This is a genomic window from Neptunitalea lumnitzerae (assembly GCF_027924185.1).
Classification (GTDB): Bacteria; Bacteroidota; Bacteroidia; order Flavobacteriales; family Flavobacteriaceae; genus Neptunitalea; species Neptunitalea lumnitzerae.
In genome coordinates, this window is record NZ_BRVO01000001.1 from 322,204 (window position 1) to 342,317 (window position 20,114).

Annotated in this window: 24 protein-coding genes; 17 read left to right on the forward strand and 7 right to left on the reverse strand. The window is 33.3% G+C overall.

The annotated features are described in order from the left end of the window. Positions 1–174: 174 nt before the first annotated feature. Positions 175–738, reverse strand: coding sequence for an RNA polymerase sigma-70 factor (locus Y10_RS01400; protein WP_281763573.1), 564 nt, complete (start codon positions 736–738; stop codon positions 175–177). 152 nt (positions 739–890) lie between these two features. Between Y10_RS01400 and Y10_RS01405 the strand changes: the two genes are divergently transcribed. The 3 genes from Y10_RS01405 (at position 891) to Y10_RS01415 (ending at position 3,000) form a co-directional block, all read left to right on the forward strand. Then, entirely contained in the window at positions 891–1,283 is a 393-nt protein-coding gene (locus Y10_RS01405) for a DUF1801 domain-containing protein (RefSeq protein WP_281763574.1), read from the forward strand. A 79-nt stretch (positions 1,284–1,362) separates the two neighbouring features. Beyond that, complete coding sequence (locus Y10_RS01410; protein ID WP_281763575.1) at positions 1,363–2,355, forward strand: YARHG domain-containing protein; 993 nt, start codon at positions 1,363–1,365, stop codon at positions 2,353–2,355. A 3-nt stretch (positions 2,356–2,358) separates the two neighbouring features. Continuing rightward, positions 2,359–3,000 carry a DUF2306 domain-containing protein gene (locus Y10_RS01415; RefSeq protein ID WP_281763576.1) on the forward strand — a complete coding sequence of 214 codons (642 nt, stop codon included), beginning with the start codon at positions 2,359–2,361 and terminating at the stop codon, positions 2,998–3,000. 5 nt (positions 3,001–3,005) lie between these two features. Here Y10_RS01415 and Y10_RS01420 read toward each other — a convergent pair whose 3' ends face one another. Next, entirely contained in the window at positions 3,006–3,731 is a 726-nt protein-coding gene (locus tag Y10_RS01420) for a tetratricopeptide repeat protein (protein ID WP_281763577.1), read from the reverse strand. Between the two features lie 136 nt (positions 3,732–3,867). On the opposite strand from Y10_RS01420, the gene hemW reads away from it, so the two are divergent. The 3 genes from hemW (at position 3,868) to Y10_RS01435 (ending at position 6,557) form a co-directional block, all read left to right on the forward strand. After that, positions 3,868–5,013: a radical SAM family heme chaperone HemW gene (gene hemW / locus Y10_RS01425; RefSeq protein ID WP_281763578.1), complete on the forward strand. Its 1,146-nt coding sequence runs from the start codon at positions 3,868–3,870 to the stop codon at positions 5,011–5,013. 72 nt (positions 5,014–5,085) lie between these two features. Beyond that, positions 5,086–5,838, forward strand: a complete 753-nt coding sequence (locus Y10_RS01430) for a cyclase family protein (RefSeq protein WP_281763579.1) — start codon at positions 5,086–5,088, stop codon at positions 5,836–5,838. Positions 5,839–5,921: 83 nt separating this feature from the next. Then, complete coding sequence (locus Y10_RS01435) at positions 5,922–6,557, forward strand: hypothetical protein (protein ID WP_281763580.1); 636 nt, start codon at positions 5,922–5,924, stop codon at positions 6,555–6,557. On the opposite strand, the gene Y10_RS01440 is transcribed toward Y10_RS01435, so the two are convergent. Further along, positions 6,554–7,771, reverse strand: a complete 1,218-nt coding sequence (locus Y10_RS01440) for a BaiN/RdsA family NAD(P)/FAD-dependent oxidoreductase (RefSeq protein WP_281763581.1) — start codon at positions 7,769–7,771, stop codon at positions 6,554–6,556. The two genes, Y10_RS01435 and Y10_RS01440, sit on opposite strands and share 4 nt — an antisense overlap. 171 nt (positions 7,772–7,942) lie before the next feature. Between Y10_RS01440 and Y10_RS01445 the strand changes: the two genes are divergently transcribed. The 8 genes from Y10_RS01445 (at position 7,943) to Y10_RS01480 (ending at position 14,021) form a co-directional block, all read left to right on the forward strand. Further along, complete coding sequence (locus tag Y10_RS01445; RefSeq protein WP_281763582.1) at positions 7,943–8,920, forward strand: hypothetical protein; 978 nt, start codon at positions 7,943–7,945, stop codon at positions 8,918–8,920. A 184-nt stretch (positions 8,921–9,104) separates the two neighbouring features. Continuing rightward, positions 9,105–9,386 carry a hypothetical protein gene (locus Y10_RS01450; RefSeq protein WP_281763583.1) on the forward strand — a complete coding sequence of 94 codons (282 nt, stop codon included), beginning with the start codon at positions 9,105–9,107 and terminating at the stop codon, positions 9,384–9,386. A gap of 124 nt (positions 9,387–9,510) precedes the next feature. Then, entirely contained in the window at positions 9,511–10,527 is a 1,017-nt protein-coding gene (locus Y10_RS01455) for a transglutaminase domain-containing protein (protein ID WP_281763584.1), read from the forward strand. Positions 10,528–10,562: 35 nt separating this feature from the next. Next, positions 10,563–11,291: a YqjF family protein gene (locus Y10_RS01460; protein WP_281763585.1), complete on the forward strand. Its 729-nt coding sequence runs from the start codon at positions 10,563–10,565 to the stop codon at positions 11,289–11,291. A 58-nt stretch (positions 11,292–11,349) separates the two neighbouring features. Further along, entirely contained in the window at positions 11,350–12,042 is a 693-nt protein-coding gene (locus Y10_RS01465) for an SH3 domain-containing protein (protein ID WP_281763586.1), read from the forward strand. A 40-nt stretch (positions 12,043–12,082) separates the two neighbouring features. Continuing rightward, on the forward strand, positions 12,083–12,604 hold the full coding sequence (locus Y10_RS01470; RefSeq protein ID WP_281763587.1) for a hypothetical protein: 522 nt from the start codon (positions 12,083–12,085) through the stop codon (positions 12,602–12,604). A gap of 80 nt (positions 12,605–12,684) precedes the next feature. Continuing rightward, positions 12,685–13,371, forward strand: coding sequence for a DUF4919 domain-containing protein (locus Y10_RS01475; RefSeq protein WP_281763588.1), 687 nt, complete (start codon positions 12,685–12,687; stop codon positions 13,369–13,371). A 332-nt stretch (positions 13,372–13,703) separates the two neighbouring features. After that, entirely contained in the window at positions 13,704–14,021 is a 318-nt protein-coding gene (locus Y10_RS01480; protein WP_281763589.1) for a hypothetical protein, read from the forward strand. Positions 14,022–14,085: 64 nt separating this feature from the next. On the opposite strand, the gene Y10_RS01485 is transcribed toward Y10_RS01480, so the two are convergent. From Y10_RS01485 to Y10_RS01500, 4 genes are all read right to left on the reverse strand, one after another. Further along, positions 14,086–14,523, reverse strand: a complete 438-nt coding sequence (locus Y10_RS01485; RefSeq protein WP_281763590.1) for a hypothetical protein — start codon at positions 14,521–14,523, stop codon at positions 14,086–14,088. A gap of 133 nt (positions 14,524–14,656) precedes the next feature. Then, positions 14,657–14,851: a 30S ribosomal protein S21 gene (gene rpsU, locus Y10_RS01490; protein WP_281763591.1), complete on the reverse strand. Its 195-nt coding sequence runs from the start codon at positions 14,849–14,851 to the stop codon at positions 14,657–14,659. 125 nt (positions 14,852–14,976) lie between these two features. Continuing rightward, positions 14,977–15,534, reverse strand: a complete 558-nt coding sequence (locus tag Y10_RS01495; RefSeq protein WP_281763592.1) for a sugar O-acetyltransferase — start codon at positions 15,532–15,534, stop codon at positions 14,977–14,979. Between the two features lie 79 nt (positions 15,535–15,613). Further along, positions 15,614–15,904: a hypothetical protein gene (locus Y10_RS01500; protein WP_281763593.1), complete on the reverse strand. Its 291-nt coding sequence runs from the start codon at positions 15,902–15,904 to the stop codon at positions 15,614–15,616. A 145-nt stretch (positions 15,905–16,049) separates the two neighbouring features. On the opposite strand from Y10_RS01500, the gene Y10_RS01505 reads away from it, so the two are divergent. The 3 genes from Y10_RS01505 (at position 16,050) to Y10_RS01515 (ending at position 20,102) form a co-directional block, all read left to right on the forward strand. Further along, a complete protein-coding gene (locus Y10_RS01505) occupies positions 16,050–17,150 on the forward strand; it encodes a DUF4407 domain-containing protein (RefSeq protein WP_281763594.1) in 1,101 nt (366 codons plus the stop codon). A gap of 524 nt (positions 17,151–17,674) precedes the next feature. Beyond that, a complete protein-coding gene (locus Y10_RS01510; RefSeq protein ID WP_281763595.1) occupies positions 17,675–19,126 on the forward strand; it encodes an MBOAT family O-acyltransferase in 1,452 nt (483 codons plus the stop codon). 13 nt (positions 19,127–19,139) lie between these two features. Further along, the gene (locus tag Y10_RS01515; RefSeq protein WP_281763596.1) at positions 19,140–20,102 is read left to right on the forward strand and encodes a hypothetical protein; all 963 of its coding nucleotides are present in this window, start codon (positions 19,140–19,142) and stop codon (positions 20,100–20,102) included. Positions 20,103–20,114 lie beyond the last annotated feature (12 nt).

A 20,114-nucleotide genomic window follows, 5' to 3' on the forward strand; every position in this document is an offset into this window, starting at 1 on the left:
AAACTGCAAAAACCTAGTTTTTGTTTACATTGACTTAATAATTCGGTTGAATTTTGTTTACAGAAGTGTATATACTCAGTAATGGAGATTTAACAACCATAGGTACCACAATCCAGGGTAAGTTTTTAAGAATAATAATAAATAAAGCTATGCTTAGGTAGTTTATTAGTAGCCTTACGCTACTAAAGACATTAGTAGTGCTGCCGACTTTTTAAGCAGTTTAAAAGCCTTGGTAATATGGTTTTCTACGGTACTTTCAGAAATGCCTAGCTCCTCTGCTATTTCCTTATTTTTAAGTCCTTCTAAACGACTCAATTTAAACACCTCTTTACATTTATCGGGTAATACCTGTAACTTTTGCTCAATAAGCATTTTTGTATCTTCCATGGTTACCACATCTTCTTCGGCGTCTGCCTCTTCAGAAACTTCTACCTTTTTTAGTGCTTCCAGGTGTGATTCTTGAAATTTAATATTTCTAAGTTCCTTTAATACTCTAAAACGTACTGCTTTGTACAAGTATGCCTTAACGTTATCATTCTGAATATCGTTTTTGCGCTCCCAGAAATCAACCCATACATCTTGCACCATGTCTTTGGCAAGGGTTTCATCTTCTAACAAAGAAAAGGCGTAGTAATAAAGAGGTTCCCATAAGAGGTCGAAAAGTTTACGGAAAGCTTTTTCATCAGAAGCCTTCACCTGTTTTACATAAGAAGCTATGAGTACAGATTCACTTTTCATGTAGCAAAGAAATGAAAATTCATTCGAAGGAAATTTAAGAAAATGTAAAATGATTGGTCACTTTACACATTTTACACACAGCCGTTTTAGAAAACATAAAACACCCCTCATTATTTAATTGAGTATATTTAAAATTCATAAATAATACCGTTATGATTAGTGAAGCCATTCTTACATATAATGCACAGCTACCTGCTAAGGCTAAGGCCACTTGCGCTTTACTTAGTACCCTTATTACACAAGAGTTACCTGAAGCCGAAAATAAAATATGGCATGCCCATCCGGTTTGGTTTTTAGAAGGAAACCCCATTGTTGGTTATAGCAACCTTAAAGATGGTGTACGTCTATTATTTTGGAGCGGACAAAGTTTTGAGGAGCCAGGATTAGAACCACAAGGAAAATTTAAAGCCGCTGAAAAACGATACCAATTACCTGATGATGTTGATATAAAGAAACTTAAATTATGGCTTTCTGAAAGTCGCAATGTACAATGGGATTATAAAAATATTGTAAAACGAAAAGGTGTGCTTATTCGACTTGTATAACCTTGCAGACAACTGGCATACAATTTGATACTTATTTTATACGTTATAGTTGTAACCATTACCAAAAACCAAAAGCTGTATGAAAAAAATAACCGCCCTTTGTTTACTAGCCGCAACCACCTTTTCCTGCAAAGAAATTGTGAAGAATAATGAAGTTGCTGTGATTGAAGAACCAGGCACAGAAGTAGTAACTACACCTAAGACTTCAACTCCTGAACCTGAAAAAATAGCATCGTCAGTTGAAAAACATCCGCTTACTGGCTATTGGGTTGGTTTCTTTAAAAATGCACAAAATAAAGAAGATGAAGAGGAGTACTATGATGATTATTTAGGCAGATATCCTAAAAACCAAAACAAAATAAACTTAGCGATTGAGAAGGTAGCAGATACTACGGTAACTGGGTATAGTGTTGTATCTGGTAACGAACGACCGTTTACCGGCACCATTACAGAAAATGATGGAGTTACTTTTGCAGTGACTTTAGAAGAACCAGGAGATAATACTTATGACGGTACTTTTACCTTTATTATGACTAAGCATAGCTTAAGAGGTACCTGGACACCTTTTAAAAAAGGTAGCACAATAAAACGTAAATATGTTCTGGAGAAAAAAACTTTTACCTATAATCCTAATATTAAACTAGACGAAGATAAACGCCTTATAAAGTGGGAAGAATCTAAACCAGTATTAGATACTTTTGGGTATGACATCCCTGAACCAGATTCCTTAGGAAATCAAGAAATCAACTATCATGTGTATGAGAATACTGGATATCCATCTTCTTCTGAAAAAATTTATACTATTAATGCTTCTAAACAAGTACTTACAGAGGCGGATGTAGAAAACCTAACTAAAACCGACTTATACTTGATAAGAAACACCATTTATGCAAGACACGGATATTCTTTCAAAAATAAAGAACTACGGGCTTTTTTTGATAACCAAAGCTGGTACATACCCATGTATGCAAACATTAGAGAAGTTCTGACCCCACTTGAGAAAAAAAATATTGAATTACTCTTGAGATATGAAAAAAACGCTACCGAATACTACATTACCTTTGGTAGATAGTTTATGAAAAAGGTTAGCAACATCGTTTTTAAAACATGCTATTACGCATTGCTTGTTTTTAGCACGTATTTAATGGTGCTAATTACACTGCAATACATCCCCTTGCGTTATGATGTTGCTTTTTTAAACATTAAACAACAACAAATAGGTAATATCCATTATAAAATTGCTTTTTTTAGCCATGTGTATACCAGTATTTTTGTACTAATAGCAGGTATACCTCAATTCTCTGGGTATGTGCGGCGCAAATATGCAACCGTACACAAAAATTTAGGTAAAGCATACATACTACTTATTTTATTAGTAGCCGCACCATCTGGACTTATTATGGGAATAGAGGCTAATGGAGGTACTTCTTCTAAAATATCGTTTGTATTACAAGCTATACTTTGGTTTGTATTTACCTTTATTGCCTACCAAAAAGCAAAATCAAAAGACTGGCAACAACATAAAAACTTTATGTTACGCAGCTATGCCTTAACGTTAGGCGCTATTACCTTACGCTGGTTAAAATTTGCATTGGCAAGTACACTAGCATTACCTCCAATGGATATTTACCGAATTATTGCTTGGGCTGGGTGGTTATTAAATCTAATAGTTATTGAACTATACATACTCAAAACCAACAAGTGTAGTTTGGTATAAACCCACTAATTTTGTTTGATAGATTTAAGTCGGTTCAAAACATCGTCATGGCTCCCATTTACATAATTTAGTATGGCTGCTCGTTGATATTCATTCAAATCTGGGTTTTCTAGTACTTTCGTTACTAATTTTTTAGCTCGGGTAGTATCTAAAACCTCCACTAACATAGCCACCATACTTAAAGTATCTACCTTTTTCCAATACTCAGCTTCCTTTTGTTTAAGTGCTCTGCGTGCAGATGCATAATAATCCTCTGCTTTTTTAGGTTGTTCTAACAGCTCTAACTGCATAGCAGTACGGGTGTAACTTTTATAATTAGTAGGATCTTGTTGTATCAATATCTTAGCGTGGGCAAGTGCTTCTTTAAAATTACCTGTTAACATATAATTATCTGCTAGTAACTCATGAGCTCTGGTTTGTGAAGCATCTTGCTCTACTATCTTTTTATAGTAAGTAATCGAAGCAACTCTATCTTGTTGCATACGTGCTTTATCACCTAACGCATACAACTCTGCTATATCCGTAACCTCATCTACCCCTTTAAGTGTTGCAGTAACTGTGGTATCAATGGTTATTGACTTCCCTCCTTTTCTAGGTAAAGCAGCGTCTAACTTCTCTTGGTTGATTATTGATTTAGTAACTTCTATATCTGCTTCTTTTTTAGTAGTTCCTGAACAAGATAAAAGCAAACTACCTAATAAAAGCAGTAAAATTGAATATGATATTTTCATAACCTGTGTTGCTAATTAGTAAGCCCAAAGATAAAAGTTTTCACTGAATGAGTATGTTCAATCATGGTTGATAATGCTTATAACATTACTACTATTTCATTCTAATAGGTCTATTGAAATCTACTACCTTTGCTGCATGTCTGGCATATATATACATATTCCGTTTTGCAAGCAAGCTTGCCATTACTGCGACTTTCATTTTTCTACTTCTTTAAAAAAGAAAGAAGAGATGGTGCAAGCGCTGCTTACCGAAATAGAAATGCGCAAAGATGAATTTGCCAACCAAGAGGTTGCTACTATTTATTTTGGTGGGGGTACTCCTAGTATCTTATCTGTATCAGAAATTGAACAGCTTATACAACAAGTATATACCCACTACACTGTTGTAGACACTCCCGAAATTACTCTTGAAGCAAACCCTGACGATCTACAACCAAATGTATTTGTGCAGTACAAAAACATAGGGATTAATCGTTTAAGCATTGGGGTACAATCTTTTTTTGAAGAAGATTTGCAACTTATGAATAGAGCCCATAATGCTACCGAAGCAAGTATATGTATTGAAGAAGCTACCAAATACTTTGATAATATTACCATAGACTTAATTTACGGTATTCCTAATATGAGTAACCAACGTTGGTTGCAAAATATACAAACAGCATTAGATTTTGGTATTCCGCATATTAGCAGTTATGCCCTTACTGTAGAACCCAAAACGGCACTTGCTAATTTTATAGCCAAAGGCACTGTACCCGATGTAGATGATGCTGTGGCACAAGAACATTTCTATATATTGGTAGCTACTTTAGCAGCGCATGGCTTTGTACACTATGAACTTTCTAACTTTGGTAAACCAGACTACTTTAGTAAAAACAATACCGCCTACTGGTTGGGCAAAAAATACATTGGTATTGGGCCTTCTGCCCATAGTTATAATGGCACCCAACGCAGTTGGAATGTTACAAATAACACCAAATATATAAAAGCCATTACTACAGGTGTACTTCCGTCTGAAACAGAAACCCTCTCCGTAACCGACCGTTACAACGAAGCCGTAATGACGGGTTTACGAACCATTTGGGGCGTATCGGTAGCACGTGTGGCTAGCGAATTTGGAGCTCAATACAAAACCTATCTTTTAGAACAGGCATCTAAACCTATTGAAAATGGACTACTTACCCTAGAAACCAATAACGAAGAAACTGTTTTAAAAACTACTGCCAAAGGAAAGTTTTTAGCAGACGGACTAGCATCTGATTTATTTCTGCTAAATTTGGAATAACAACACGTTATTGAACAAGATAAGTCTCAAACTCTTAATCTTGATGATTAAATAAACCATAGCAACTCCATAGTGAAAGCAGTTATTGAACATTTAGGCACCCAATTTCAGGTAGATTTACAACAACCTATAGACATTTCTATTCCCTTAACCGGAACCCCAGAGAATGTAAATGCATGGTATGTACCACATCCTGAAATAACACCAGTAACTGATGGTGACTTTACAGGAAGTGTAGCTGCCGGAGCTTCTACCAATTTTAATAACATACTGTTTAATCCACATGGGCATGGTACGCATACAGAATGTGTGGGCCACATTACCAAAGACTTTTATAATGTAAATGATGTGCTCTCTGAGTATTTTTTTATGGCTGAATTGGTATCGGTAACGCCTGAAGTACATGGAGCAGACCATGTAATTACCAAACAACAACTAGAAGGTGCTTTACAAGAAACAACTCCCGAAGCTATTGTTATACGTACATACCCAAATACTTCCGATAAACTGCACGCACATTACTCGCATAGCAATCCGCCTTATTTACTAGAAGAAGCGGCTTTATTTTTAAGAACCATTGGAGTAAAACACCTATTGATAGATTTGCCCTCGGTTGACAAAGAAAAAGACAATGGAGCACTACTTGCGCATAAAGCTTTCTGGAATTACTATGGTCAGCTACGACTAGACGCTACTATTACCGAATTTATTTATGTGCCTGATACCATTAAAGATGGTTCTTATTTCCTCAACCTACAAATAGCCTCTTTTGTCAATGATGCTTCACCTAGCAAGCCGGTACTATATTCACACCAACCACTTTAAATTCAATATTTTATACTACCAATCAAATAATTATGTAACTTTATAATACCCCCAAACATGTATTATACCAAATAATAGATGTTATGAAAACAAAGTTACTTTTTTGGGGTTTCTGTTTTATTGCCCACAGCATACTTTATGCCCAATACCCCGGCACCAATACCAAGGCTAGTTTTATCGCTACTGAAAAAAAAGCAGCAAAGACTGATAGCTTAATTAGTGTTTTAAAAGACACCATTACCACTTGGGAAAAAGAAGGTAAATTCCATACCTCTGAAACCGATTACTCTAAAGTTATGGTAGATTTAGATAGCCTAAGCGCAACCGAAAAAAAAGTATTAAAAGATAATTTACCTAACATTACTACCGGAGAAGGAAGGTTTAAGTACACCGCGTACACCAATAGCAAAACCAATAGCCTTATTAAAGTCGTATACACCAGTACAATGAAGTATAAATACGACCCAAAATTTAAAGGTGAAGGAAACACCGAAAAAATGGACATCACTTTTTATTATGAAGATTTAAAACCCTATTTCGCAACTGTAAGTGAATCACATTTTACACACTCCAAAATGTTATCACAAACCCAATATACACTACAATTAGGAGAGTTAACCCAAAAAGATATATATCATTCGTATCAATTTCAGCACCTACTCCAAAAAGAAATCATGGCTTTAAACAATCAAATTTTAAAAGCCTATAAAAAGCGCTAGTGCTCTGTTAACTGGCTAACAATAGCTTTTGCAGCAATAAAACCACTAGTCCAAGCATTCTGAAAATTAAACCCTCCCGTAATAGCGTCAATATTCAACACCTCACCTGCCAAATATAGCCCTGGGTGTAACTTGCTTTCATAGGTTTTAAAGTTTACCTCTTTAAGCTCAACCCCACCAGCGGTTACAAATTCCTCTTTAAAAGTACTTTTTCCATTTATCTGAAAAGCAGCAGAAGTAAGCTCATGAGCCAGGGCATTTATTTGTTTTTTAGAAATATCTGCCCAACGGATATCTAACAATCCTATTTCAGTTAACACACCTTCCCATAAACGTTTTGGAACATCAAAAACCTTAGCATTCCCCAAAGTCTTTTTAGGGTGTTCCTCTTTAGTTGTTTTAAGCATCTCAAGTGCATCTTCAAAAGTAAGTTGATGCAGCCAATTCACCTGTATTGTAAATTGATAATTCAAATCAGACAAATCACGCGCGCCCCAAGCAGACAACTTCAATATGGCGGGTCCGCTAAACCCCCAATGGGTAATTAGTAAAGGGCCGGAAGAAGTTAACTTAGTACCCACAACTTTCACGGTAGCCATTGTGGCCACCCCAGGTAAAGGCTTTAAAAGCGAATTGGTACAATTAAACGTAAACAATGATGGCACCGGCGGTACAATACTATGCCCCATACCTTCTAATAATTGCCATATTTTAGGGTTACTACCTGTAGCAACTACTACGGCTTTTGCATTCAAAACTTCTTTAGCAGTTTGCACTTGGTACCCACTTGCTACTTTATGAATACTCTTTACAGGCATCCCTTTTAAAATGGTAACCCCATGCTTTTTAGACTCATTTAGAAAACAATCAATAATAGTTTGAGAGCTATCCGTGACAGGAAAAATACGTCCGTCCTCTTCAATTTTCAAAGCAACACCACGAGATTCAAACCACTCCATAACATCACCACTCATAAAGGTATGAAAAGGTCCTTTCAGTTCTTTCTCTCCTCTTGGGTAAAACTTCACAAGTTCTTTAGGTATAAACTCAGCATGTGTAACATTACAACGCCCGCCACCCGAAATTTTAACCTTGGTAAGTACCTCTTTACCACGTTCCGCTATAGCAACCTTAAGGTTACTTTGTGCGGCAATATTTATTGCTGTAAAAAAACCAGCTGCTCCGCCCCCTATTACCAGTACATCTGTTTCCATACTACAAAGGTACTTTTTTCAAACCAAGTTTTCTATAAGTCAACACAATCCAACACAATAAAAACAACCCGAGCAGCATATTTAAAAATTAACATATTTTTTGATACTTAATCGAGGTAAGCATTTAAATTTGAAGTAAAATATTATTCAAAAAGCAATAAAACCTTACAGATGAAAAAAATTAATGCACTCTTAGCCATGTTTGCGGCTACCACTATGTTATTCTCTTGTAATAATGACGATGATGGTGGAGGAACTAATATTCCGGACCCAGCAGAAAACACTTCACTTTTAATTGCAAATGATTCAGGTGATCTTTACGAGGTTCAAGATAACAATGCACAATTTACTGATTATGGGCAAATACAAGGCATCGATTTTCAGGTAAACAATAGTGCTATGGTAAGCACTAATAATAATATCTATGCTATAGAACGCCAAGTGAACAGCTTAAGTGAGTATGAACTTCACTTATTAATTTACAATAAATCTGATGATTACACACAAAACGTAATCTTATCATTACCAGCCAGTTTAAATGTCACTAACCCGTCTATGACAGCATTAACCATAAATGGATCATCTATATATGGTGTACTATATGAAGGATTGTCTAGCGCTACAATTAAAATAGTGAGTATAAACACCTCTACTTTTGAAATTACAGATACAGGCATTGAAATGTCTAATATAAACGCGGCTGTAACAGGCTTACTTTACACCAACTCAAAACTATATATGTCTACATGGGGTGCAGGCTTTTACGAAATAGATTTAGAAGCTCAAACCACTACAGAAATTCAAGCTTTAGGTGAACCATTAAATTCAACACGTATGGCAAAATTAGACAACACCCATATAGGTATGCTAAAAATTGTACCTAACTATACTAACGGAGGTAATTTTGTAATTTTAAACTTAGAAGACAATAGTCTAATTAATACCTTTCAAAACAACATTTACCAAGTAAGTTCTATCTCTGGTAATGGTTTTTTTAATGAAGACACCTACTATGTGTACGGAACAAGTGTTGCTACACCAACATATCCTGGTTTATTAGCTTTTAATGTTTACACTGGACTACCTTCTTTCATTAATAATTCTAACACCCTATCAGGTAATTTAATTATTTTAGACACCATAGAATAATCAATATCAACATATTAAGAAATAGCCGGAAATATTTCCGGCTATTTTTATTTAGGTTATTTTCAAATCATATTTTATGTTTTCTTTGATACTCTTTAAGAATTCTTTGATAGAAACCCTCTCTTTTTCTATATACTTTTGTAAATGATGCAATGTATCTACGATTGATAAAAGAAAGGAATTAATGATGTCTTCAAACATGAACCATAATCCATCATCCGCAACGGGGATGCTACTATCTATTCTACATTTGATAGGAGGTATACTTATAGCTATGGGCATACTGCTTATGGCGTTGCTTTTTGGTGGTGGTATGCAACACATACTGCTTATGGCTCCCGCACTAATACTTTTGGGAGTTATAGCTCTTGTTTCATACAAAACACACTATAAAAATTTATCTTACGGAATTATAATTGGGTCTGTAGTACTTGTTTTGGTTACGTTATTTTACTTCAGTTTATAAAAATTTAATTAGTAATTCATTCCATTTTTCAACTCCACCAAGATATAACTTTAAAGTTATATACTTTTTATACGCAACAGGCGGGTTGGCATAACTATTGAGTAAAGAGTTTTAAACAACCTTTATGAAAATAACACTATTACTATCACTGTTCCTTTTAACATTTCATACAAAAGGACAAAATAACGATATAAGCTCCTACGATTTTTATAATATAGATAAACATGCACTTCATTGCCCGCAGGATAAAGTTCATTCTATAGACGCTATTGCAGACTATCTAAATAGTATTTGTTCCAACGACCTAGAAAGAGCAAGAGCAGCTTTTGTATGGATAACTAATAATATACGTTATGATGATAAAGCTATCAACAATAACAAACTAAAGAACTCTTCCTTAAAGCAAATACTTAGAAGAAAAAAAGGAGTTTGTGAAGATTATGCTTCGTTATATGTTGCTTTAGGTGAACGAATGGGATTAAAAATAATGAAAGTACACGGGTATGCCAAGGGATATGGTTACAGAAACAGAACTCGTTTTAGAAACTCTAACCATGCCTGGAATCTAATTAAAATTAATGGCTCTTGGGAAATATTTGATGCTACATGGGGTGGAAGTGCAGCACACAAAAAGAAAAACGGAAAACTAGAGAGTGTGAAAGTCTTTGACCCTTATTGGTTTGCTATACCTTCTTATAAGAGTATATTTACGCACCTCCCAGAGAATCCTGATTATAGTATGGTTAGCCCAGTAGTATCTTTAAGAGATTTTGAAAAAATGCCGATCCTAAACAAAGCTTTTTTCAAACTTGGCTATAACGCTAGAGAAACCTATCATAAATTATACCCCAATACCAATGTTATATATCCTCAGTATTATGAAATAGAAGACATACAAGTAATTACAGCTCCTCAACAGAAATATTTACACCTTCATAAAACTTATGCACTACAATTTACTAGCAATAATGCTTTAAGGATGTTTACTGGAAACTATAGAAAGCACTTCAACGAATTTAAAAAGGAAGGAAATACATTTACACTTGAATTTACCCCCAAAATGCGTGGAAAACTAACCATTTATTGTGAAACCACATCAGGAATATTAGAACCCATTATAGAATACTTTGTAAAAGATTAAAAAGAGAATTCTTATCTTTAGAAAAACCAAAAACCATGAGTTTCCTAAAAGCAGAATGGCGCAAACTTGCCCTAGCAAATTATGTAATAGACCCTACCGTTTTAGAACCCTATATACCAGCAGGTACAGAATTAGATATTTGGGAAGGTAAATGCTACATAAGCCTTGTGGGCTTTATGTTTGTTAATACTAAATTACTAGGCATAAAAGTACCTTACCATGTAAATTTTGAAGAGGTTAATTTACGATTCTATGTAAAACGAAAAGAAGGAAATGAATATAAAAGAGGAGTTGTATTTATAAAAGAGATTGTACCCAAACATGCCCTTACCTTTGTAGCTAATACAGTGTATAATGAGAACTATGAAACCATGCCCATGCATCATGCTTGGATTACTGAAAACAATACCCTAGAAGTAACCTACAATTGGCAAAAAAACAACCTTTGGCAACACTTTAGCGTTCAAACAGAAATACCTGCTGTAGAGATACCACAAAATAGCGAGACCGAATTTATAACCGAACATTATTGGGGCTATGCACACTTAAATAAACACGCTTCTAACGAGTATGAAGTTACACACCCTAGATGGAATGCCTACAAAGTAATTAATTACAGCATAGAGGTTGATTTTGGTTTGGTATACGGCCCTGAGTTTTCTTTTTTAAATGATGTAAAACCAGCCTCTGTAATGTTAGCAGAAGGCTCGCCAATAACGGTAGAAAGCAAACGAAGAATTAAAGCTGAACAAGTTTCGGTATAAAGTCGGAAAGGATTTTATTTCGTATTTTAAGCATACGTAACTAAAAAAGCAGTCAACTATGAAAAATTTCATAATAGGCATCGTCTGTTTTCTAACAGCACATACGATAAATGCACAAGTAATTAATGATGAATCTTATCTGGATGAAAGTTTTTATAAATTCAAAATTAAACTAGAGAATGCAGTTTTGAATAGAGACCGTGAGGCTTTGAGTTCCATGCTTGCCGATAGTATTAATGAAAGTGCTAATGGGTGCGGGTATAAATGTCCTAAAAAAGAATTTCTTGATTTCTTATTCCCCAATAAAGAATCTAATGAATGGACCTCTCTTTTGAATCATATTAGATTTGGCTTTAAAAAGAAGAGTACGGCAGACAATGCGCTTGATGCCGTTACAGACACCCCTTATTACTTCTATGCTCCCTCTTTTAATGATGAGATAAACTTAGAAACGCAACTGATTATATTGGGAGAAAATGTAAACATTAGAGAAGATGCTGGCACAGACAAAAAAGTAGTAGCACAGTTAAGTTACGAAATAGTAAGGTGCAACTGTAGTATTACCAATATAACTGATGATACTTATAAATATGCAGATGGCATAGACTGGATTCAGGTTACCTTAAAAAATGGAGTAAAAGGTTATGTAGCCGCAAACCTAACCTCTCAAAACATCTCTAGAGACCTGGTTATAATCAACACAGCTACAGGATGGAAAATAACATCGTATTTTATGAGTCCGGGTTGTTGATTTTTCCTATTTTTAAATTTACTAACCAATCAATACTACAATGACCAAAAGAGATTTTTTACGACTTCTTATTAAATTCATTGCGCTAAACTTATTAATAACCTGCTTGTACACCTTAATAACTCAAGTTTCTTATGCTATTAATTTCAACAATTTGAACACTAATATACTCCTAGCAATTTCAATGATACCACCTCTAATATTATTCTGGGTATTAATCACAGGATCTGATAAAATTATATCCTTCTTAAAACTAGATAAACATTTTGATGACGACCATATTATTATTGGTAATATGAACTTAAAAGGAATATACGCTACGGTAATCATTTTTATTGGTGCCTACTTATTTGTAGACCATATAGCTGATTTTATTTATCAGAGCATTTTAGTGTTTAAAGATACTATTAGCAAACAAAACCCAATATCTACTTCACACATTCCGTTAAAACCTATGAATTATCAAACCTGGATTACCTCAGGTATATGCATAACAATAGGTTATTTAATGCTTACCAATGCTAAGCGCCTAGGTGGGTGGCTACATAAAAATAATGATTAAACAATTTAGTTAATTACTATATTTCACTATTTTTATACAACCCTGTAATATCCGAACCCATAACATTAAATTACTTCGTTATGAGATACCTTTTAAGTTTAGTTTTACTAGTTTCGCATTTTATTGCACATAGCCAAGAAGAACCTTTACAAGAAGCCCCTAATTATGGCAATATAGAAAAGGCAATCACTAAAAAGAAGTCTTCTTTCTATTATCCATTATTAATGAAACGCTTCCAAAAAGCAGATACTACTTTAACATTAGAAGATAAAAGACATCTATACTATGGGTATCAATTTCAGGAAAAATATAATCCATATGGCAAATCAGTATATAATGATAGTCTGGATTTATCATTAAAAATAACCAATCCAACCGAAGATACTTTCAAGGATATAATTAGGTATAGTGATTCAATTTTAGCCGAAAATCCATTTGATTTACGTACCATAAGCAATCAATTAAATGCTTATGAGACCTTACAAATGGAAAAAGAATTTATGATTAAGTTATTTCAGTTCACAAGCACCATAGATGCCATAATAAGCTCAGGAGACGGTAAAGAAGAAGAGACCGCTTTTTATGTTCTTTATGTACCCCATGAATATGATTTGATTAACATAATAGGACTTGAATTTGGAGGAGAACAAAGTCTCATTAAAACTTACGACTATCTTACATTGAAAGAAAACGAGTATGATCTTAAAGGATTATATTTTGAAGTATCTGCAAGCCTTAATCATATGTCGCAAATGTTCACTAAATAGCACAACCCACCAAGTAACTACAATTTTTAACACTCTACAATTCAATTATTTACAATTAAATACGTAATTTGTATTTAGCTACCGCTTAGCAAACACGGGTAATAAATAATTGAATAACCATTATAATGTATATTATGGGGTGGAAGAAAATTGCTCGTTTTATAATTTTTGTAACGTTCTTAGTTACTTCCGGGGTTTATATAGGTCTCGGCTCATTCTCCTATTTCATATATTTTGCGCTGTTTTGCTTAGCAGGCATTCTTATATCTGCATTTTACTTAACCTTTAGCCATATAGACAAATACAAAATATTTAAGCATTTTTATTTGCTTATGTTTTGTGTAGGGTCTTTATTAACCTGTGTAGCTACCTACCAAATCAAAAACTACTGTAACTTAAAACGTGGAGAACTACTGGTAGACGCAATTGAAGAGTACAAATTTAAGAACAATAGTTACCCTAGCACCTTAACAGATTTGGTACCTGAATACCAAAAATCGTTACCAAAATACATCTTTAAGCTAAAGCAGCATTCATATAATTATTTGGTTAGCCCAAGAAAAGATTTCTTTTTTCTAGAATACAATATTGATAATTATACTTATAGAAGCTATAAAAGCCAATTTGGTATTTGGTATATAGAAGACTAAAAAAGCCTTAAACACTTTAAGTGCTTAAGGCTTTATATTATAAATGTAGATACTATTTACAAGACTAATTTGTGAACCATAAATCATACGGAATTCTTGATAAAAGTAACACTAAACCAATGGTATAGAATAATGCAATTTTACCAAATTTACCTTTAGCAGTTGTTTGCTTTTTGTGTTTAGACCAACCAATAGTAATTAAAGCAATAGCTATAATATTAACTACAGGGTGCTCCACTAAAACCAAACGTAATAAAGAGTTTTTCATAACCCCACCACCAAGCTCAGACCATACATTACGTTCTGTAACAAAGTATAAAACTAAACCAATAAGTAATTGTACATGCGTAACAATTAGCCCGAATAAACTAATTCTTAAATCTTTATCTGTAAATGGCTTATTGCTAGAAAATTTTACAATAGCATTTAAACAGGCCAATACTAAGATTAAAACTACTAAGTAAGCCCAGTAAGAGTGTATGGTTAAAACCGATTCGTACATAATAAGATTCTTTTAAGTTGGTGCTAAAATACAATTAAACTAATTTCTATACCACCTAAAAGTAAAAGTAATTGAATATTAAAATATAAAAAGCCGCTATCGTTATGATAGCGGCTATTTATATCGTGTAATTCTATTCTTCCAGATTTCTTAAAAAAGCTTCTTTGTGAGCTGCTTTTTGTTTTGCTTTTCTTCTGGCAACAGATGGCTTTGTGTAGTGCTGTCTCTCTCTTAACTCATTTAACACTTTAGTGTTTCTAAATTTTCTCTTGTGTCTTTTAAGAGCGCGTTCAATACTTTCGCCTTCTTTTACAACGGTTTTTAACATATAAAGTCCTCCTTTAATTTAATTATACACCACCATTATAACATTTTAATTGGCAAAAGCAAATTACAGCGCTACTTTATGATAATTATAATAGAATTTACGCATTTTATACAAAAATTGTATGGCTATCGTAATTGTTTCTGCACTTTACAAGGGTTGCCAAAGGCTACAGTATGTGGTGGAATACTTTTGGTTACCACACTACCTGCTCCTATAGTACAACCATCTCCTATGGTAACGCCTGGCAGAATAATACACCCTCCACCTATCCAAACATCGTTACCAATGGTAATTGGCGCTGCTTGCCCTTGATGTGCTTTACGCTCTTCTAAATCTAACGGATGGGTTGCTGTATACATTTGTACGTTGGGTGCAATAAACACATTGTTACCTATAGTAACAGGGCAACAATCGAGAAGTACAAAATTAAAATTGATAAATACATTATTTCCCATTTTTGTGTTAACACCATAATCTACACGCAATGGTTTTTCTATATGAACATTAGTACCTACTTCAGCAAAAATCTGTTGCTGTAAAGTATCTTTCAGATCTGCATCTCTTGGTGAGGTTGCATTAAATTTATCTACAGTTTCTCTTGTTTTGTATCGTATTTCAACTAGTTCGGGGTCATTAATCCAATACCACTCTCCAGATACCATTTTTTCTCTTTCGGTCCTCATTGCTCTTATTAGTATTTAAAAATTTAAAGTTACTATAAAAGCATTAGGTTATATATCTTAAATGTATTTTTAACACTTGTTAATGAGCTCCACTTAAAAACATCATTACAAATGCGATACCTCCAAAAAGTAATAGCACCGGACTTAAGAAACTTATTATCAATCCAGCTATAGAGAGTCCCATACCATTTTCTAATTTTCCCGCCTGTACTATGCCAATAATACTAAAAATACCCCCAAGTATCCATATTATAAAATCTAGAAATGGAACCCAAAATAAAAAAATGGCTAACAGCGCTAAAATAAAACCAGCGATAGCAAAACTATTTGTTTCTTTTGTCTCAAACTGATGGTTAAATTGCTTATTCATCCTTGCCTATTTGTATACTCGATAATTAAGATTAACTATTTCAAAAATCTAATATACAAGTTATTAAATAATGTACTTGTAACATTTTACCCAAAATTGCGTTATATAGCTATCATCATCAATCAAAAAATATACATGTACAGTTATGATTCAAAAATTTTTTATTCTGTGCTCCGGCGCAGATACGCAAATATTAGACACTTGTTCTAATGGAGAAAAAAATAAATATGCTGGCATGGGGGCCACCGTTTTTTTCACGGCACTCATGGCATGGATAGCAGGTTCGTACGCTCTATACACCATATTTGATAATGCTTATACCTCCGGATTTTTCGGACTCATTTGGGGATTACTAATCTTTAACTTAGACAGGTACATTGTAGGTACCATGCGCAAAAAAGATTCTAAACTAAACGAAATGGTCCAAGCCATTCCACGTATTGTACTAGCTATTATTATTGCCATCGTAATTTCGAAACCTTTAGAATTAAAAATTTTTCAAAAAGAAATTGATGCTGTTCTTCAAGAAGAACGTAACCAAAAACTAATTGATAATAAATCACAGATAACCTCTTACTACCAAAACGATATTAACCACTTAAATCAAGAAATTGATAATTTAAAAAAAGAAATTACAACTAAAGAAAGTGAGGTAAATAACTTATACAAAACCTACATAGAAGAGGCTGAAGGCCTTTCGGGCACTAAAAAACTAGGAAAAGGCCCAGTATACGAAGAAAAAAGACAAAAACACGATGCTGCATTACTAGAGTTACAAACACTAAAACAAACCAATCTTGAAAAAATTGATAAAAAAGAAGCGGAAATTGCAGTTGTACAAGATCAGTTAGAGCAACAGTTATCCGATACCAATCCTATTATTAAAAACTTCGATGGTTTAATGGCACGTATCAACGCTTTAGGCAAACTACCTTGGTTACCTGTTTTATTTATCACTTTATTATTTTTAACGATAGAAACTGCTCCAGTAATTATTAAACTATTAGCATCTAAAGGAGAGTACGATGCTAAACTAACCGATCTAGAAGAAACACAAATAGGTTGGCTAGGTCAGAAAGCGTATCAACGTACCAAACAACAAGAAACCGACAAAGACCTTAATAATCGTATTTATGAAGATCTTAAGTCAGATGAAGCTCTTTATTCTGAAAAGAAAGAGAAAGCCGCAGAAATTGCAAAATTACAAGCAGAAGCATTTTACAAACAGCAAAAATCTGTTCTCTAAATAAAATTTAAAAATATTATAGTCATAACAGGTAGTACTGACTACCTGTTTTTTTGTGATTTTATTTTTTAGTAATTATAACAGATTACAGATTGACGCACTGATTGTTGCATTTTAAAGAGAAAAGATACGGTAAAACTTACCAAGACAATACAAAAAGAACAAAAATCCAGGTTCCCACAAACCATGCAATCTTAAGAATACTGACCATAACTTAATCTTGCTATCCCAATAAAAACAAGAGATCTTAACAATTACAAAAACGCCTCAAAACACTCTAATATTTACACATTAAGTGTTAGACTTATCTTACATGAAAATCTCGTACTAAATCAAGAAAAAACAAGATTTAAATCTCATTGTATAGAATTTTTATAAATATTGATACCTGCAAACCACTTTAAGCATAAACAACACATACACAATTAAATAAAAATATATAATTTTAGCAAAACACGTATATCTACGTATTTTTTTATACGGAATATATTTCTATTTTAGCTAAAATAACTAAACCAACTAATATGCTATTTCACTCTATTACTTTTTTGGTATTTCTACCAATTGTTTTTATACTATATTGGTACATAACAAATAATAACTTAAAACTTCAAAACGTTTTAATTTTAATTGCCAGTTATGTTTTCTACGGCTGGTGGGATTACCGCTTTTTAGCACTTATTGTTTTTAGTACAGTGGTAGATTTTATATGCGGTTTGCAAATACATAAAACCTCTATTAAATCTAAAAGAAAACTGTTTATGTGCATAAGTCTTATAGCTAACTTAGGGCTATTAGGATTTTTTAAGTACTACAATTTTTTTATAGAGAGTTTTGTAGAAGCTTTTTCTAATGTTGGAGTAAATATTGAAATATCTACCCTTTACATCATCTTACCTGTTGGTATAAGTTTTTATACTTTTCAAACATTAAGCTATACAATAGATATTTATAAAGAAAGACTGAAGCCTACAAGTGATTTTATAGCTTTTGCCAGTTTTGTAAGCTTCTTTCCTCAATTAGTTGCCGGCCCAATAGAACGTGCCAGCAACCTTCTCCCACAATTTTTCAAAAAAAGAACCTTTGATTATGCAAAAGCAACCGATGGTTTACGACAAATGCTTTGGGGCTTCTTTAAAAAAATGGTAGTAGCAGATAATTGTGCTCAAATAGCTAACGACATATTTAATAACTCAGACTCATATAATGGTAGCACTCTTGTTATAGGTGCATTAATGTTTACCTTTCAAATATATGCCGACTTTTCAGGATACTCTGATATAGCTATTGGCTGTGCCAGACTATTTGGATTTAATTTGAGACAAAATTTTGCGTATCCTTATTTTTCAAGAGATTTTGCAGAGGCATGGAGACGCTGGCATATTTCTTTAACAACCTGGTTTAGAGATTATTTATTTATTCCTATCATAAGATTATGGAAAAAACATAAATGGGTTAAAGTACCTGTTATATTTTTGCAATTCATTATCATAGGCTTTTGGCATGGAGCTAACTGGACATTTTTTTACTGGGGACTATTACAGGCATGTTACTTCATACCTACTATTTACAAAAAAAGTAAAAAACCGCAAACTAAAGTTGTTGCCCAAGGTAAATTTTTCCCAAGCCCAATAGAATTATTAAAAGTACTTAGAGTGTTTACTTTGGTATGCTTCTCTATGATATTTTTTAGAGCTACCAGTGTTTCACAAGCATTTGGATACATTGGCACCATATTTTCTTCTTCTCTTTTTGAAAAAATACAGATTACCAGTCCTAGAACATTTACAACTACTAGCATTTTAGTAGGTATTTTCTTTTTGGTAGAATGGCTAGGAAGAGAAGATCAATATGCAATTGAGAAAATTGTACTTAAGTGGAAACGCCCACTGCGTTTTGTTTTTTACTACGCTATTATTGCAACCATATTTATTTACAAAGGTGAACCTCAAGAATATATCTATTTTAACTTTTAATACATAAATTGTCATGACCAATAAATTTGTTAAAAAAATATTGATATTTTTAGTACCAATAGCCGTAAGCCTTCTGCTTGTAGAGTACTTTGTTAGAGATATTCCTAATGACTACATTCTAAAAAGAGAATATTTAGATAAGAATGCTACCGATGTTGAAACTATCATACTAGGAAGCTCTCATACGTACGTTAGTCTTAACCCTGAATTATTTAGTAGCAAAACATTTAACGCAGCTAAAGAACTTCAGGATATTCAATACGACCATGAAATTTTTAATAAGTACAAAGAAGAGTTTAAGAACAATCTTAAAACTATTATTATTCCCATTTCTTATCCTTCTTTATGGTCTAATTTATCTGAACAAAAATCAAGCGAATTCGATTTGAAAAATAATAGTTATCGCATGTTCTACGGGTTCAAAAAAAACACATTTTCCCTATATGATTACTCCTATATTTTGAGTTTTGACTGTCGTGAATTATCCTCAGAATTGTTTTCATACTATATTTTAGGATCTACTAACATGGTACATTGTAACACACTAGGCTGGAAAAAACGTCCTAAAACTGAGTTAGACACAAATTACTTAAAAAATACTGCTTTAAAACAAAACAAGTTTCATACCGTAAAAGATTTAAACGATGAAGCTGCAAAAAGGAACTTCGAACAAAACAACAAATGCTTACAGCACATTATTAAATGGGGAAAAAATAATAATGTTAACATTGTTCTGCTAACCACTCCTAAATATAAATTTTACAGAGCGTTAGCTAATAAAGAACAATACAAAATTATGCACAACACAATAGACAATTTTGCTAAACAGAATACAAATTGTTATTATTTAAATTTGGCTGCCTCTGAAGATTTTGAAGATGGGGATTTTGCTGATTCCGGCCACTTAAACGAATTAGGAGCTATAAAACTGAGCAACAAAGTAAATGATTTTATTGAAACCGAAATTAAGCCATAGTTAATAGGCAAT